The 14,354-nt window shown below is 49.2% G+C and carries 15 protein-coding genes; 4 read left to right on the top strand and 11 right to left on the bottom strand.

The annotated features are described in order from the left end of the window. Positions 1-3: 3 nt before the first annotated feature. From ABWV76_RS06920 to ABWV76_RS06910, 3 genes are all read right to left on the bottom strand, one after another. Complete coding sequence (locus ABWV76_RS06920; RefSeq protein ID WP_020414420.1) at positions 4-1,854, bottom strand: SLC13 family permease; 1,851 nt, start codon at positions 1,852-1,854, stop codon at positions 4-6. A 219-nt stretch (positions 1,855-2,073) separates the two neighbouring features. Next, positions 2,074-2,673 (bottom strand): hypothetical protein, encoded by a 600-nt coding sequence (locus tag ABWV76_RS06915; RefSeq protein ID WP_020414419.1) that lies wholly within the window; start codon positions 2,671-2,673, stop codon positions 2,074-2,076. Between the two features lie 852 nt (positions 2,674-3,525). After that, a complete protein-coding gene (locus tag ABWV76_RS06910; RefSeq protein WP_353375602.1) occupies positions 3,526-4,092 on the bottom strand; it encodes a TetR/AcrR family transcriptional regulator in 567 nt (188 codons plus the stop codon). 93 nt (positions 4,093-4,185) lie between these two features. Here ABWV76_RS06910 and ABWV76_RS06905 point away from each other — a divergent pair, with 93 nt between their 5' ends. From ABWV76_RS06905 to mnmH, 4 genes are all read left to right on the top strand, one after another. Then, entirely contained in the window at positions 4,186-5,316 is a 1,131-nt protein-coding gene (locus ABWV76_RS06905) for an aromatic ring-hydroxylating oxygenase subunit alpha (RefSeq protein ID WP_353375601.1), read from the top strand. 44 nt (positions 5,317-5,360) lie between these two features. After that, a complete protein-coding gene (locus tag ABWV76_RS06900) occupies positions 5,361-5,897 on the top strand; it encodes a hypothetical protein (protein ID WP_353375600.1) in 537 nt (178 codons plus the stop codon). Position 5,898: 1 nt separating this feature from the next. Beyond that, a complete protein-coding gene (locus ABWV76_RS06895; RefSeq protein WP_353375599.1) occupies positions 5,899-6,804 on the top strand; it encodes a sterol desaturase family protein in 906 nt (301 codons plus the stop codon). 483 nt (positions 6,805-7,287) lie between these two features. After that, positions 7,288-8,382 carry a tRNA 2-selenouridine(34) synthase MnmH gene (gene mnmH, locus ABWV76_RS06890; RefSeq protein WP_353375598.1) on the top strand — a complete coding sequence of 365 codons (1,095 nt, stop codon included), beginning with the start codon at positions 7,288-7,290 and terminating at the stop codon, positions 8,380-8,382. A gap of 42 nt (positions 8,383-8,424) precedes the next feature. Here the strand turns inward: mnmH and ABWV76_RS06885 are convergent, their stop codons facing one another. From ABWV76_RS06885 to ABWV76_RS06850, 8 genes are all read right to left on the bottom strand, one after another. After that, on the bottom strand, positions 8,425-9,354 hold the full coding sequence (locus ABWV76_RS06885; protein ID WP_020414412.1) for an SDR family oxidoreductase: 930 nt from the start codon (positions 9,352-9,354) through the stop codon (positions 8,425-8,427). A gap of 5 nt (positions 9,355-9,359) precedes the next feature. Then, positions 9,360-9,752, bottom strand: a complete 393-nt coding sequence (locus tag ABWV76_RS06880; RefSeq protein WP_020414411.1) for a VOC family protein — start codon at positions 9,750-9,752, stop codon at positions 9,360-9,362. Between the two features lie 54 nt (positions 9,753-9,806). Then, positions 9,807-10,175 carry a DUF2750 domain-containing protein gene (locus ABWV76_RS06875; RefSeq protein ID WP_020414410.1) on the bottom strand — a complete coding sequence of 123 codons (369 nt, stop codon included), beginning with the start codon at positions 10,173-10,175 and terminating at the stop codon, positions 9,807-9,809. 183 nt (positions 10,176-10,358) lie between these two features. Continuing rightward, the gene (rlmD, locus tag ABWV76_RS06870; protein ID WP_020414409.1) at positions 10,359-11,723 is read right to left on the bottom strand and encodes a 23S rRNA (uracil(1939)-C(5))-methyltransferase RlmD; all 1,365 of its coding nucleotides are present in this window, start codon (positions 11,721-11,723) and stop codon (positions 10,359-10,361) included. Positions 11,724-11,770: 47 nt separating this feature from the next. Further along, positions 11,771-12,478, bottom strand: a complete 708-nt coding sequence (locus tag ABWV76_RS06865; RefSeq protein ID WP_020414408.1) for a M48 family metallopeptidase — start codon at positions 12,476-12,478, stop codon at positions 11,771-11,773. 29 nt (positions 12,479-12,507) lie between these two features. Then, positions 12,508-12,936 carry a hotdog fold thioesterase gene (locus tag ABWV76_RS06860; RefSeq protein WP_020414407.1) on the bottom strand — a complete coding sequence of 143 codons (429 nt, stop codon included), beginning with the start codon at positions 12,934-12,936 and terminating at the stop codon, positions 12,508-12,510. 75 nt (positions 12,937-13,011) lie between these two features. Continuing rightward, positions 13,012-13,623, bottom strand: a complete 612-nt coding sequence (locus tag ABWV76_RS06855) for a DUF2799 domain-containing protein (protein ID WP_020414406.1) — start codon at positions 13,621-13,623, stop codon at positions 13,012-13,014. A 45-nt stretch (positions 13,624-13,668) separates the two neighbouring features. Beyond that, positions 13,669-14,319, bottom strand: coding sequence for an MBL fold metallo-hydrolase (locus ABWV76_RS06850; protein WP_020414405.1), 651 nt, complete (start codon positions 14,317-14,319; stop codon positions 13,669-13,671). Positions 14,320-14,354 lie beyond the last annotated feature (35 nt).

The following is a 14,354-nucleotide window of genomic DNA, read 5'->3' as shown; positions in this document are numbered from 1 at the left end:
ATTTCACAAGGGCCAGACCCACAACAGCATGGGGATACTGACTAATACGACCAGTATCTCCAGAGGCAGCCCCATGCGCCAGTAGTCACCGAAATCAAATCCTCCCGGTCCAAGGATTAATGTATTGTTCTGGTGTCCGACCGGAGTCAGAAAAGCACAGGATGCGCCGATGGCCACTGCCATCAGGAAACTGTCCGGGTTTACTGCCAGCTGCTCCGCAGTGCTAAAGGCGATGGAGCACATCACCGCCGCAGTCGCGACATTGTTCATAAAATCCGACAGGGTCATGGTGACAATCAAGATCAGCGCTAATGCCACTACCGCACTGCCCTGGGCCAGATTATCCAGCAATACCTGCGCTAACAGGTCTGCGGCACCAGTGGTTTCTATCACGTCCGCTACTGCAATCAGGGTACCCAGCAATACGATTACCGAGCCATCCAGGGACTCATAAATATTTCGTAACGGTACAACCTTCAATGCCATAAACGCCAATACGCAGGCAGCAAATGAGATCGCAGCGGGAATTAAACCAAAAGCAGCTCCCCCAACCGCCAGAGCCATAGCAATTAGTGCTATGGCTGACTTTTCCTTATTCGGCATACTGATATCCCGCTGTGCCAGGGGGACGCAACCCTGCTCGCGGGCGAAATGATTCAAGTTGTCATCTGCCCCCATCATTAACAGGGCATCTCCGGCCAGTATCGGGGTAGAGCGCAACCTACGCACTGAGCGACGTCCCCGCCGGGAGAGAGCTAACAGGTGAATCTGGTAGCGCGCAGACAGATGTAAGAATTGGATAGAGCGCCCGACCAAAAGGGAGTTGGGCATCACCACGAGCTCACGCAGCTGCATTTCCTCACGGTGATTAGAGTTTTTTTCCTTCTCTGCCGATTTCTCTTTACGCCCAGCTGTGGCTTGACTCATTTTATCTTTCAATTCTTCTTTATCTTTCTGCACACTCTCCGATTCCCCCACCATCTTGAGACCGAGGCTCGACAAGCTGGCCGCAAGGGATTCGGGTTCAGCCTCAATAACCAGAATGTCTCCGCTGTGCGCTCGGTGCCAAGGGGTAGCTGGCGAAACTCGGGCATCGTTATGAACAATCCCTACAACCTGAGCATCTTCAGCACCAAGCAGTTTTCCAATCTCGCGAAGGCTCTTACCTGCAGCGGCACTCTTTTCGCCTACAACCGCCTCGGTAAGGTAGGTACCGGTGTCAAAACTGGAGGCTCCAGCCTGACTGCGCCCCGGTACTAAGCGCCAACCAATCAGACCGATGAACAGCAGTCCAACGACCGTCACTAGTAGGCCCACCGGAGTAAAATCAAACATACCGTAACTGCCAGCACCTGCACTGGCACGAAAGCCCGATACCACCAGGTTCGGTGGGGTGCCAATCAGGGTAGTCATACCGCCGAGAATAGTGGCGAAGGAGAGCGGCATCAGAATTTTGCCGGGAGCTATATTCTGTTTCTCAGCCATATCGGCAGCCACTGGCATCAGCAACGCCAAGGCACCAATGTTATTCATAAAACTCGACAGAAATGCGCCGAGACCGGTAAGCAATAAAATACCCAAGGTGATATTGCCGCTACGCGGTACCACTCGCTGTGCCAGAGCATCCATTGCCCCGGTGTTTTGCAGGCCTCGGCTGATGATTAACACGCAGGCCACAGTCACCACCGCAGGATGTCCAAATCCGTTAAAGGCATTCTCAGCAGGTATTAAGCCGGTAAACACACAGGCAAGCAGGGATGCCAGTGCCACCATATCGTGTCGCCAAGGGCCCCAAATAAACAGCGCAATGGTCACCGCGAGGATGGCTAAAATAAGCAACTGGTCGAGAGTCATAAATTAGGTATGTCCTGAACACGGCATTCGCGAGAATTTCGTCGCGATGACTTATTCAGGGTATACAAGGAACAGTATCGAGCGAGCAATTGAGTGTCAGAACACTGATAGAATCAGTGCCGCTATTTCCAAAGGCAACTCTGTCAGCTTCACCCTTAAATAGACGTGATAAGTAATCACACATCCCTATGCGATATTAATTATTGATTCATCGATGCGTTAATTCGCCAGGGAAAAAGTGACCGCGCGCTCCTCCAGCGGGTAAAAGATTGTACCCACTTTGATACAGACCCGGCTGGTACTGCAGGAAAACCAACCCGTATACCCTGTTACCTGAAGACTCCTATGACTGCTCGCCATCTGCTGTAGCAGGCGTTGGGCCCAGGGCCTCAGCTCCTTACCATCATAACCAGAGCCACAAGCACAGACATGCAGGTTAACGAAGTTAGCCGGTAAGCCTTCCTTGACCAAAGTGCTCGCCAATTGGGTTGGCGTATAGGTTTTCCACTCACCTCCCTGCCATTGCGCCATACCATTTACGTATACTTTCTTTTGTTTGTTATTACCACTATTGCGTTGGGCCCCAATCATCTTTCCATCGGGTGCACCTGTGCCATGGGTAACTATGTAAAGAGTGTCAGCTGGGGTAAGTTTACTGAGACACTTATCCACCCATCGGTACATAGCCTTGCCAACTCCGGAAGTCACCTTATTGGCGAGGATCTGGTTTGCAGGAATATTCCAGGCACCGGCCAGATCTTTTGCAAATTCCTGCATTTCATCGCTGTTAACTGGAATGTAGATATATTTTTTTGCCATTTCTTACATTTTCCCTGGAGTTGCGCATACTTTTCCAAATTAAACACTGAATTTCCACTCAGGCTGAGTGAAAATGCCACTGGCAATCAGGAGAAACATTCATCCCCGGTAATATTCAACGCTGACTCTGAACAGGAGCCAGGAAAATCAATAATAATTTTCCCTCCTGAAATTCATGCACATTAATGAACCACAAAAAAATCAGATAATCAATCCTAAATTCAGGTTAGAGGTTGTACCTACCCCGCAATTGTTTTTCATCCTTTAACTGAGCAGCAATCCAAAAACAATCAGTTGCAATCCCTATTTGAAGACAGGGGAAATTCACTCGCTATATTAGTTTTACACAGCACCAGCTAACGCTTTTATAATTATTTTTTACCATATTTTTTGGACCTCCTTATTTTGTGCACAACTTACCACCAAATTCACCTTTGACGACATATCTTGCTCCACACTTTCACGAGTTGCCAATTCTCCAATATGATGCTTTTTACTGATGACTGCCTGGGCAGGAAAACCTCAAAAGATAAGAATCAAAAATAAAATTAGGGGAACATAAAAAATATGACAAAAATAGAAGAGGCGGACGCTCAGATTAACTTTTACACATGGTGTAAATATCAGGTTACTTCCAACTAACGGCCTACTACATAAGTTACATTTTCAGACAGATAAATATTATTACAGTTTATTGAAAATTTTTTCTAAATTACACTTCACGAATAAAAATTCACACAATCAATTTTCCAGTAAAGAGTTTTTCTCTCGGCAGAAATAGATTGATTGACAATAAGGCTTACCTCTCCATATTAGGGAAAAGTACAGCCTCTAATAAGTTGGTTAAAACTACTAAGCATTTATACCCTCAAATAAGCTGGTAACAGCAAAACCTGCTGCCTGTTCCACACTAGCCTGCCCCTGACCGATCAACCACCAAGCTGAGTAAACCTGGGCATCAATCATTGAACTTATCCACTCGATGGACAAATCCTTGCGAATGTCGCCATCTTTTTGCGCCTGTTCTATCAGACCCGTTAAATCATCCATCTGCTGACCATAATACGCCAGCACTTCTAAATCACCCTCTGCGATATTCCACAGAGATAGCAGGAAATGATAACTATCTGCCAGGGGCATCAGAGCCTCGAGCCCCCTGCGCACCTTTTCCCGAGCCGAGAGCTTGCAATCTGTATAGATGGGCCGCAGAACCTGGCTGGTTAACTTAAAACACTCTCTGGCTATTTCCAGGATCAACTCCTCACGGGTTTCAAAGTGCCGGTAGAGGGTTGCCCTTCCCACCCCGGCAACTTCGGCTACTTCTTTCAGGCTGGCTTTTGGGTTCTTCATCAGTAGCTCCTTGCCGGCTTCAATAAGGCGGGCTCGGGAGCGACTGACTCTGGAATCATTGGTATTCATAGCAACTCTTTTTTGAGACACAGTTGTCTCATTAATGTCTGACGGTTATGATACATAAATGTCTCATAAAAATTTTACACTGTGAGTGGCTCCATGAGTACTGATGATGAAGACTTGTTATCCGAATATCGACGCACGGCCAATTCCCAGCTTCCTAACGCCCACTGTTTGCCCTTCGGGGCATATACGTGCGAGACCATATTTCACAGGGAAATGGAGAGCATCTTTGAAGGGGGTTGGGTGTTTGCCGCTGCCGAAGCAAGCCTCTCTAAACAGGGAGATTACTGTGCCATTAATATTGGACGTATACCTGTAGCTGTGATTCGTGGGGCAGATGGACAGCTGCGGGCTCTGTCCAATACCTGCCGGCACAGAGGCACACCATTGCTGGATACCGGCTTGGGCAATGTTAATAAGCGCATAGTCTGCCCATATCATGCTTGGAGCTACAGCCTGGAAGGTTCTTTACTCGGAGTACCCTTCACTGGAAAACAGGAGGTGAACAAAGCCAGGCACTGTCTACCTATCTACCCGGTAGAAACCTGGAATGGCCTGGTATTTGTAGATGTCAGTGGTCAGGCACCCCCCCTCTCAAAACAGCTTTCCAGCTTATCGAATTACCTGCCAATCCAACAGCTTGACGTTTTTGATGCATTCGAGCCTGGCAAAACCGAGTATTGGTCTGCCAACTGGAAAGTGGTGATGGAAAATGCCATGGAGAGTTACCACCTGTTCAAAGTACATCGGAAAACCTTAGAAACAGTCACACCAACCCAAGATGCCTACTATACCGCGGGCTGCAGCAGATGGGCCCTGACTGGAGGCACAATCAAGTCCTTTCTTGGCTTTGGCAAGCCAGAACATTACCAACTACTGATGCTGCCTCCTAACTTTGTTGCCATTATCGATCCTATCTCTTTTAGCTGGATATCCGTTATTCCACGCCATGCGGGTGAAACAGAGGTCCAATCCGGTTCACTGATTTACAACGGCCATGGCAGCAATCGCTCTACCCGTAAATTTACGGACAGATTCTTTGCCGAAGACCAATGGATTTGTGAACGAGTTCAACGAGGTATGAACTCATGCTCTGGAAAAGGCGGCACTCTAGTTGAGGCAGAGCGCATTGTTGTGGATTTTCACCACTTTCTTGCTTCGCGCCTATTTGGCTGTCCCAGTATCCCTATTTATCGAACATCTACGAGCCGGGAGAGTAGAAATTGAAACTTTGTCATGCCTTACTTTTAACAGGTGTTATTGCCGGCTCAGTGACTTTTCTTGCCTGGGCCCAGCCTTTAGCTCCTGAAACAAGAGCACATATAACCAATGCAGCGAGTGAACCAGGAATTGCCACAAAATCTGATGCTAAATCCTTAACGCAATCAGGTTCAGAGATTCTTCCAAAAAGAATCTATGGCATGACCCGCTTCATTGCTTTGGAAAACGCTGGCAACCTGGTTGAATTACTATTGCAGCGCGAGGATGTATACACTCGGCTTAAACCGGGCCCTCATAAGATATTTATTATCTACCAGAAATTTTCGAAGAACTACCATGAAGCCCGGGTAACGGTAGGGTTACCGAAGGAAAGCTTCTTATTTCTGAGCAACGTCAGTGAGCCCATACCGGATGGTGATGTCACCCACATTGGAGGAAGCACGGATACTTCCCCAGATGGACTTGAAGGGCACTGGCAACTGGTTCACTTTGGCCCAACACTGCAAGCAGTCATTGAGAAATATACTCTGTCAGAAGACGGGATTGTTCGCTCTGTTGATATTTATCAGGTTAATGAGAAACAGTGACATGAACTTTTTAACTGCAATGTTTACCCATGAACAGATTGAACACTTAGAGGTGTGGGTGAATGATGGCTTCTTTTTACTGGCTATGGTGGTATTTGTATTCGAACTGCTACGTTATGCTCTCAAGCGCAAACTGACCCTAAACATGCTAGGTGATTCGGCTAGCAACTTCATTACCCTGGCTGCTTTTATTGCAATTACCTCATTAATTGCTGCGCTTTTTTATGTGGCCGCATTTTTCTTTGTTTTTGAAAATTTCAGCATCGTCCAACTACCCATTACCGGCTGGACCATCATGGCCTGCCTGATCCTTGCTGATCTGGCTTACTACTGGGAGCACCGCTTTGCCCACAGAGTCAATTTGGCCTGGGCTTCCCATACAGTGCACCACAGCTCACCCTATTTTAATATTTCTGTAGCCTACCGATTTGGACCACTGGATGGCTTGTTGCCTTTTTTCTTTTACCTGCCATTAGCCATGCTCGGGTTTAATCCGCTTCTCATTTTCTTTAGCGAAATGATTGTGCAGGTTTACCAAACATTACTGCATACTGAGGCAGTTAAAAAACTACCTAGACCGATCGAATGGATTTTAAATACCCCATCCCATCACCGGGTGCATCATGCTGCTAATCGTGAGTATCTGGATAAAAATTATGCCGGTATTCTAATTATTTGGGACCGGATTTTTGGAACCTTTGCTGAGGAAAAATCAACTGTGCGGTACGGGGTTTTTCCCAGAATTAACAGCATCAACCCGTTTACCATCTTTTGCCACGGCTACGCCAAGCTATTCCGGCAGCTCTGGCAGGCTAATGGCTGGAAAGCACGCTGGCATCTATTGATAAAATCCCCTGAGTGGATATGGAAACATCACCAGAATCGCAATAGCTTTCAACAAAATTAAATACTGTGCACCAATAAAGGCAGATTTTTCTATCTATTAACTATAAATTAAATGGTTCTATCTCATAAGCTATTTTGACCATTTTTTGATAAGTGATACTCACGAACAAGCCTGAACTAGTTAACAAAGACAAAGCGATAATTGCACCCTATTTATTCTCATAACTTAATCTGGCATCAATGTGGCAGAGTATTTCTCCTAAAATCCCAATAGAGAAACAGAAGTAAAAGAGATCCATTTTGTTACGCTCAACAATTTCTCAGGAACAGCCCTGCCACTCGCTATATTTGTTGGATATTCCATATTACATACGGACTATTAGTGCTTTTTTACCATCGACAACATATCTTATCTTCCATATCTCAGTTTTCCTCACTCCGGCGAATGACTTTCAAAGCCAGGATATTCTCTTCAGGCATCTGGTTCACAGAAGCGGCATCAAGTATCTTATCGATATTCCCCATATTAATAGAGAGGCTTCCATTGCGGCAGGGTACATCCAATTACCGAGAAATTTTCCTCCGTGATACTCCACTACTGGATGTGCGCGCACCGGTAGAGTATCAGCGTGGGGCCTTCCCCTCTGCAGAAAATCGTCCATTACTGGATGATCACCAACGCGAACTCATCGGCACCGAATACAAACGGCGAGGACAGCAGGCCGCCATAACCCTTGGATGGAAACTCGCCACTCAAGAGGTGGTACAGGCACGTCTCACCGCCTGGGAGGCTTTTCTCGATGAGCACCCACAAGGCTATCTCTACTGTTTTCGTGGTGGCCTACGCTCACGTACTACTCAGAAACTGCTTCGCGACGCAGGTTTTGATTACCCTCTGGTAGAGGGTGGTTACAAAGCTATGCGCAACTACCTTCTTGGTGAACTGGAAATCCAAAGCCGGCAGTTATCATTTGCTGTTATTGCTGGCCATACCGGCAGTGGAAAAACGGAACTGATCCAGTCGGCCAGTCGAGCTCTGGACCTGGAGGGCATAGCCAAGCATCGTGGTTCCAGCTTTGGTCGCACCGGATACAAGCAACCAACGCAGATCAATTTCGAAAACCAAATCAGTATCGACTTACTCAAGCTGGCACAAACCTCTGAAAGGGTTTTTATCGAGGATGAAAGTCACCTCATCGGACGCTGTGCCCTCCCCCCCGCCCTGCAAAGCGCAATGAAAGCAGCACCACGTATACTGGTTGAGGAACCCGTAGAGAATCGTGCCCGCCGTATCGTGCGCGATTATATCAGTGAGGCCTTACCACGTTTTGGCGACACTGAATCCCCTGCTGCGGCACTTGGAGCGGATCTGCATGAAAGCTTGGGGAAAATACGCAAACGCCTAGGCGGGCTGCGCTATCAGCAATTAGACACACAACTGGCCGAAGCCAATGGGGAGCTACAGCGCAGTGGCAACAGCGACGCCTATATTCCATTGGTGATGGCACTGCTGAAGGAGTATTACGATGGGAGTTATAGCTATCTGATGAAGAAGCGTGATAGTGAAGTCCTGTTTCGCGGTACCTACGCTGAAGTGAAAGCCTGGTTGGCAGATTCGGAAACTCTTATCCCCAATTAACTTTCACCCAGCACGATTACCGCAATAATCAGAAGCTACACATCAAGCCTTATGTGCCAACCGATTCAATTTAAAGCGACGCAGCATTATCCAGTCCCGAAGTCCGCGGGGCAGCCAGCGTGCCAACCAGGGCAATAAGCTACTGCGGTTTCCAATGCGTACCAGAGTTCGTGGCCGCTTTCGAAGTAACTCACGCACCAACTTACGTGCAAGCGTGCTGGCCAGAGTGGCATTTTGCTGCGACTCCTGTGCGCGAGAGCGCACGGCCTCCTCCTGGCGCTTATATAAAGAGTCCGGCGGCAGTAACCCGCGCAGTGATACCTCTGCATGACGGCCAAATTCCGAGGCGATAGCCCCCGGCTGCACCGTCATCACGCGAATGCCAAAAGGCTTTAACTCGAGACGCAGTACTTCGGAAAGTGAGTGAAGGGCAGCCTTGGAGGCACAATAAGCACCAGAGAAAGGTGTCGCCAGTACGCCGGATACCGAACCAATATTACAAACAACACCACCCTTGCCGGCACGCATTAACGGCACACAGGCGCGGATCAGTGCAAGCGGTGCGAATACATTAGTGCGAAACTGATTTTCCAGGGCCCGAGTATCCAACTCCAGCAAAGGCCCCATCTGGCCATAGCCGGCATTGTTGATCAGAATATCGAGGCGACCATAGGCGGCTTTAAGAGCGTGAACAACGCGGTTTATATCCGCCTGGCTGTTTACATCCATGGCTTCAGTGGCAATGCCCAAATCAGCAAGCTCCTGCAAGCTCTCCGGACGCCGCGCCGTGGCAATAACAATTGTACCGCGACGATGCAACGCCAGGGCCAGCTCACGCCCGATACCGCTGGAACATCCGGTAATCAGTGCGACTCGGTCTGGCGCCACATAGCCCCGTCCGATCTGGGCCAGGCTCTCAGCTGCAAAGCCCTGACTTGAAGTGCGAAAGCTGGATACTGGCGGTCTGTTCACGGGGACTACTCCGTTAACTGTTCCAAAACCTCCGGCTGAACTTGTGGGTGCTCAATCAACCCAAAAATATTGCCGTAGGGATCGAGAAAACTTGACATCAGCACGCCCTCGCCAACATCCACCACATCGCTATGTTGTCGCGCACCCATGGTTCCGAGACGTTCGACCTGTGTGGCCATATTCGCAACCGCCCAATAAGCGACCACGCCATCCGCACGGCTGATCGCACTGCGCGCGTCTGGATTCAAGCCCAGTTCACATTGACCAATTCGAAACCCCACATAACACTCACTATCAAAATAGGGTTTCTGCTGCAGTAATTGTGTGTACCAGTCTTTGGCTTCAGCAATATCTGTTACACCGTAAATAACCGTGTGCAAGCCGAGAATCTGCCCCATTTGAGACACCCTATTGTGTGATTTTTATCCACTGATGGGGCACTATGGCGCAGCTTACTGCAGTTCCTGCTCCAGCTGCTCCAACAGGTCGAGTGGTTCCAGCTCCACTCCCTCCAGTTCAACATTCCAATTTAACCCTACCAGCAGCACGTCTTCATGCATACCGGTAAGCCAATCGTCCATAAACTCTTCCAGATCGATAGCTACAGCTTCATACTCGGCCCAATCACCTTCACAGTGCATCTCAGCAAATTCACGCTGCGACCAAAACGGCATTACTTCAGTCTGTGCACGTTTTTCTGATTCACACAGCGCAAAACCCTCTTCCCCCTGTAGTGCCCAAACACAGCCCTGCTCAGCAGCCTCAGGCAAAAAGCGCGCACAGTTCTCTTCAAAATCATTCGTTAGGGGTGCACTTTGCATAACATCTTCGCTTAATGGATTTGCCAGCAGTGTACGTTAGTTTTCTCTTCGCACCAATGCAGTAACCTGGCGTAATTTTCCCGGCCTGGCCTTAGCGAGGCTCACCAGCCATTATTAACTTATGCATAAAACCCAGCTAATTTTTTCTTTATCTCGAATATTTTTGCTTAGACAATTATCGGCTTAGGCATCCCTTTCAAATACCGCCATAGATTCAACGTGATCGGTATGGGGAAACATATCCATGACACACGCCTTTGTCAGGTGGTAACCGAGCTGTGTCAAGGCCCCCGCATCCCGCGCAAGGGTTGCAGGATTACAGGACACATAGACAATTTTCTTTGCATTAAAACTCGCAATACTCCGCACAGCCTGCAAAGCACCACTTCGCGGCGGGTCCAGCAGAATCTTATTAAAGCCGCCCTGGGCCCAAGGCTGATTTATTATTTCCTCATTCAAGTCTGCTGCGTAAAATTGCACATTATCCAAAGTATTCAGCTCGGCATTCTCTACACCGCGACGGGTGAGTGCCCCCACGCCCTCAATGCCAACCACCTCGCCGGCACATCGCGCCAAAGGCAGGGTAAAGTTCCCCAGGCCACAGAAAAGGTCCAATACCCGCTCATCGGGTTGGGGATCCAGCCATTGCAGGGCTCTACTTACCATTTGGCGATTAATTTCGAAATTGACCTGGATAAAGTCCAATGGCTGGAAACGCATGGTGAGATCAAACTCTGGCAGCGCGTAACTGAGGAAGGCCTCCCCCTGCTCCGGCCATAAACGTCGAACTGATGTCGAATCACCAGGTTGTATATACATGTGTATACCAGATACTTTTGCGAAGCTTATCCAGCGCTCTCGGTCACCTTCCGATAACGGCTTTAGGTGGCGCAGTACCAGAGCCGCAACATCATCACCCACAGCCACATCCAACTGAGAAAAATAGGCTTTGCCATCGCAGTCAGCCACAAGCTGTTTTAACGTCGGTATTTGTCTGGCAATTGCCGGGTGCAGTACATGGCATTCATCGATATCCGTCAGATCATTACTGCGTTTTTCACGGAAGCCAAAAATTAACTCTTTCCCCCTACGGGATTTTAACTGGCGAATGCCGATACGTGCCTTGCGCCGATAGCCGTAGGATGCAGCAACCAAGGGCGGTAATATCTCTTTGGGCTCAATACCAGCAAAACGAATAAGTTGGTCCAGCAGGATTTTTTGCTTCTCAATAATCTGCGCACCAATTTCCAGGTGCTGCAGAGAACAACCTCCGCAGAAGTTGATATGAGGACAGCAAGGCGCGCTACGCTGAGGTGATGCCTGCAAGATTTCCACCGCTGAGCCCTCATCGAACCGGGCCCGACGAGCGCTATAACGAAAAAGTACTTTTTCACCAGGCAAAGCGTTATCGATAAATACAGTTTTCCCCGCAACGCGGGCAATGCCACGCATATCATGGCTGAACTTCTCTACGCAGGCTTCGGCCTGCGCCGGCAAATTTTTTGTCACCGGCTTGCGCGAGGTAATAAAACGCGGTTTCTTGCTCATGTTAATTAATTGAATAATTCGAAAGATCTGATTTGTACTGATATTTTTTACACAGTGAGGCGGTGGCCATTATCACGGAGCCAACGGCGCAATTCTTTGAAACGGGGACAAACACTTTGCACCAACACCCAAAAGTCACGGCTGTGATTGTGATGTTGCAGATGGCAGACCTCATGGGCAATGAGGTAATCCACTACAGGTTCCGGAGCCAGACAAACCAACCAGTTGTACTGTAGCTCTCCACGGATACTGCAATGCCCCCACTTGCTTTTAGTACGCCGTACCCGCACTGAAGAAAATGTCAGCCCCAGTCGATCCGCCACCAACTGGGACTTTTCCGTTAACAGGACCAGTGCTTCGCGCTGATACAAGCGCTGCAAAGCTCCTTGAAGTTGCTCCTGTTCAGGAAATTGGGTACGGGTATAAAGAAGGATTGCCGCTTCACCAATTCCTGCAGCTTTAGTACTAGAGGCACGCGCAAGTGGCAATGACCTGCCGAGCCATGGAAATCGCTCACCAAAAGCATATCGGTAACGCGGCACCTGGGATGCCCGCTGACTGGCGGCCAGTAATTGGGCTCGCACCCACTGAATATTGTCCTGCAGAAACTGATGGCCATGGCGAGCTGCACAGCGCTGAGGGATACGTACCTCTACCCCTGACTGCGCCAATATCAATCCCAATCGCTTGCGTCTGGGTGAACGCACCAAGCGATAGGGAATATCCTCAAAAATAAATTCATCCGCCTCACTCATTGGAGGCACCCCAAAAAATTTGGCATCTGCTAGCCACCGTGAGCCACCACCGCCATGGTGATTCGGGAAATACAGCTTAACTTGCCATTGGGTGCATAAATCAATATTTCCCAAACCTGGCTGCTTCGTCCAATATGCACAGGCTTAGCCCGGCCAGTAACTTCACCCTCCGGCACCGGTCGCAGGTGGTTGGCATTAATCTCCTGCCCAACACAGTAGTATTTATTGGGATCCACCAACAGGTTGGCACCAATAGATCCCAGAGTCTCTGCCAGCACCACATTAGCACCACCGTGTAAAATCCCAAAAGGCTGGCGTGTACGGTGGTCCACCGGTAGTTTACCCTCTAAGTAATCTTCACCAATTGCCGTAATTTCCAAACCGAGATAGCCGGGCATGCAGTTAGCACTGCCCTGATTAATCTCTTCCAAGGTCGGAGTACTGTGCCAAATTGCCATGAAAAACTCTCTAGAAATGAAATCGTAAAGGTGATCATCTGAGTTTAACCACTCGGTAGCACACCACCGTTAAACTCACCAATAAAAAAAGGCGGAGGAGAAAAAACCACGGGGATAAAGACCGGGGATAAAATAACGAGGACCGAAAAGCCCATAGCGATGCAGCTCCAAATCCAACATGCGTAACTCCCACTCGAGCCGACTGTGCTGGAAATACAGGGCGCGGCGCTGGCTGTCACTGTCAGTGTGCCGGAGGGCATAATGCAGAGAGTAAAGCTCCCGCTCTAAGTTGTCGCGACGCCACAATAAGTTTTGATACTGTTGTTCGATACGGTATTCAACGAGTCCACGCTGGTAATTTTCGACGAAGAGATCAGCAGTAGGGCCTGTACATACCCCTTCATACTTGTACCCCCGACGCCCTTGCCGATAACCATTATCCGGGGTGCAGAACTGCTCTATACCTTCCTCATGACCGCGCAACCAAGCCTCATTATCCACATAGATTTCGTAACTCAGGCATTCCTGAGCCAACTCCTGCACCAGCAGCGGGGAGCGTCCGCGGGCACCGTCCTGAACGCCACGCTCATACCAGAGCCCAGCGCGGCACTCATCTTCGGAAATTACTGCACAACCACTTAACACAGCAGCAAAAATAAGTAGGTATAAACTCACTTTCGTAGACATAGGGTCGGCCTCCCGTATTAGTTACTGTTCTCCCACAATAAAAACTCAGCCGAAACGTTTATCAGCTACGAAGGGGTTGGTTTTACGCTCCTGGCCAAAAGTCGACATAGGGCCGTGCCCAGGTACAAAGCGTACCTCGTCACCGAGCGGCCACAAGCGCTCCTTGATCGAGCGTATCAGAGTATCGTGATCTCCCTGGGGAAAGTCTGTGCGTCCGATAGAGCCCGAAAACAGCACATCCCCCACCAGGGCAAGGTTACTGGGACGGTGAAAAAACACCACATGGCCCGGCGTGTGGCCGGGACAGTGATAAACTTCCAGCTCTTCCTCACCCACAGTAACGGTATCACCCTGCTCCAACCAACGATCCGGAGTAAAAACTTCCACCGCGGGAAAGCCAAACATCTGGGCCTGCATGGGCAGCTGTTCTATCCAAAAATTATCATCTTGATGAGGGCCCTCAATGGGTAATTGCAGCTGCCCGGCTAGCGCAGCTGTCCCCCCCACATGGTCCAAGTGGCCGTGAGTAAGGAGTATCTTCTCCAACTTGAGGCCGCGCTCCTCTACAGCGGCAAGGATCTTGTCAATATCACCGCCAGGGTCCACTACCGCAGCGCGCTTGCTGTCCTCGCACCAAAGCAATGTGCAGTTCTGCTGAAAGGGAGTAACCGGGACCGAATGAAATTGCAGCGACATAGGTATCCTTAATGGGATCAGTTACAGGGAACAGA

The organism is Microbulbifer sp. NBRC 101763 (assembly GCF_040371615.1).
In the GTDB taxonomy this organism is placed as follows: domain Bacteria; phylum Pseudomonadota; class Gammaproteobacteria; order Pseudomonadales; family Cellvibrionaceae; genus Microbulbifer; species Microbulbifer variabilis.
Note: the sequence above shows the minus strand (reverse complement) of the source record. Positions and strands in the feature narration are given on the sequence as shown.

What these genes read in the sequence shown, in the direction of transcription:
- ABWV76_RS06920 (WP_020414420.1), bottom strand. Translation starts at nt 1,854, where the DNA reads ATGACTCTCGACCAGTTGCTTATTTTAGCCATCCTCGCGGTGACCATT.
- ABWV76_RS06910 (WP_353375602.1), bottom strand. Translation starts at nt 4,092, where the DNA reads ATGAATACCAATGATTCCAGAGTCAGTCGCTCCCGAGCCCGCCTTATT.
- ABWV76_RS06855 (WP_020414406.1), bottom strand. Translation starts at nt 13,623, where the DNA reads ATGTCTACGAAAGTGAGTTTATACCTACTTATTTTTGCTGCTGTGTTA.
- ABWV76_RS06865 (WP_020414408.1), bottom strand. Translation starts at nt 12,478, where the DNA reads ATGAGTGAGGCGGATGAATTTATTTTTGAGGATATTCCCTATCGCTTG.
- ABWV76_RS06850 (WP_020414405.1), bottom strand. Translation starts at nt 14,319, where the DNA reads ATGTCGCTGCAATTTCATTCGGTCCCGGTTACTCCCTTTCAGCAGAAC.
- ABWV76_RS06905 (WP_353375601.1), top strand. Translation starts at nt 4,186, where the DNA reads ATGAGTACTGATGATGAAGACTTGTTATCCGAATATCGACGCACGGCC.
- ABWV76_RS06915 (WP_020414419.1), bottom strand. Translation starts at nt 2,673, where the DNA reads ATGGCAAAAAAATATATCTACATTCCAGTTAACAGCGATGAAATGCAG.
- ABWV76_RS06880 (WP_020414411.1), bottom strand. Translation starts at nt 9,752, where the DNA reads ATGGGGCAGATTCTCGGCTTGCACACGGTTATTTACGGTGTAACAGAT.
- ABWV76_RS06895 (WP_353375599.1), top strand. Translation starts at nt 5,899, where the DNA reads ATGAACTTTTTAACTGCAATGTTTACCCATGAACAGATTGAACACTTA.
- rlmD (WP_020414409.1), bottom strand. Translation starts at nt 11,723, where the DNA reads ATGAGCAAGAAACCGCGTTTTATTACCTCGCGCAAGCCGGTGACAAAA.
- ABWV76_RS06860 (WP_020414407.1), bottom strand. Translation starts at nt 12,936, where the DNA reads ATGGCAATTTGGCACAGTACTCCGACCTTGGAAGAGATTAATCAGGGC.
- ABWV76_RS06875 (WP_020414410.1), bottom strand. Translation starts at nt 10,175, where the DNA reads ATGCAAAGTGCACCCCTAACGAATGATTTTGAAGAGAACTGTGCGCGC.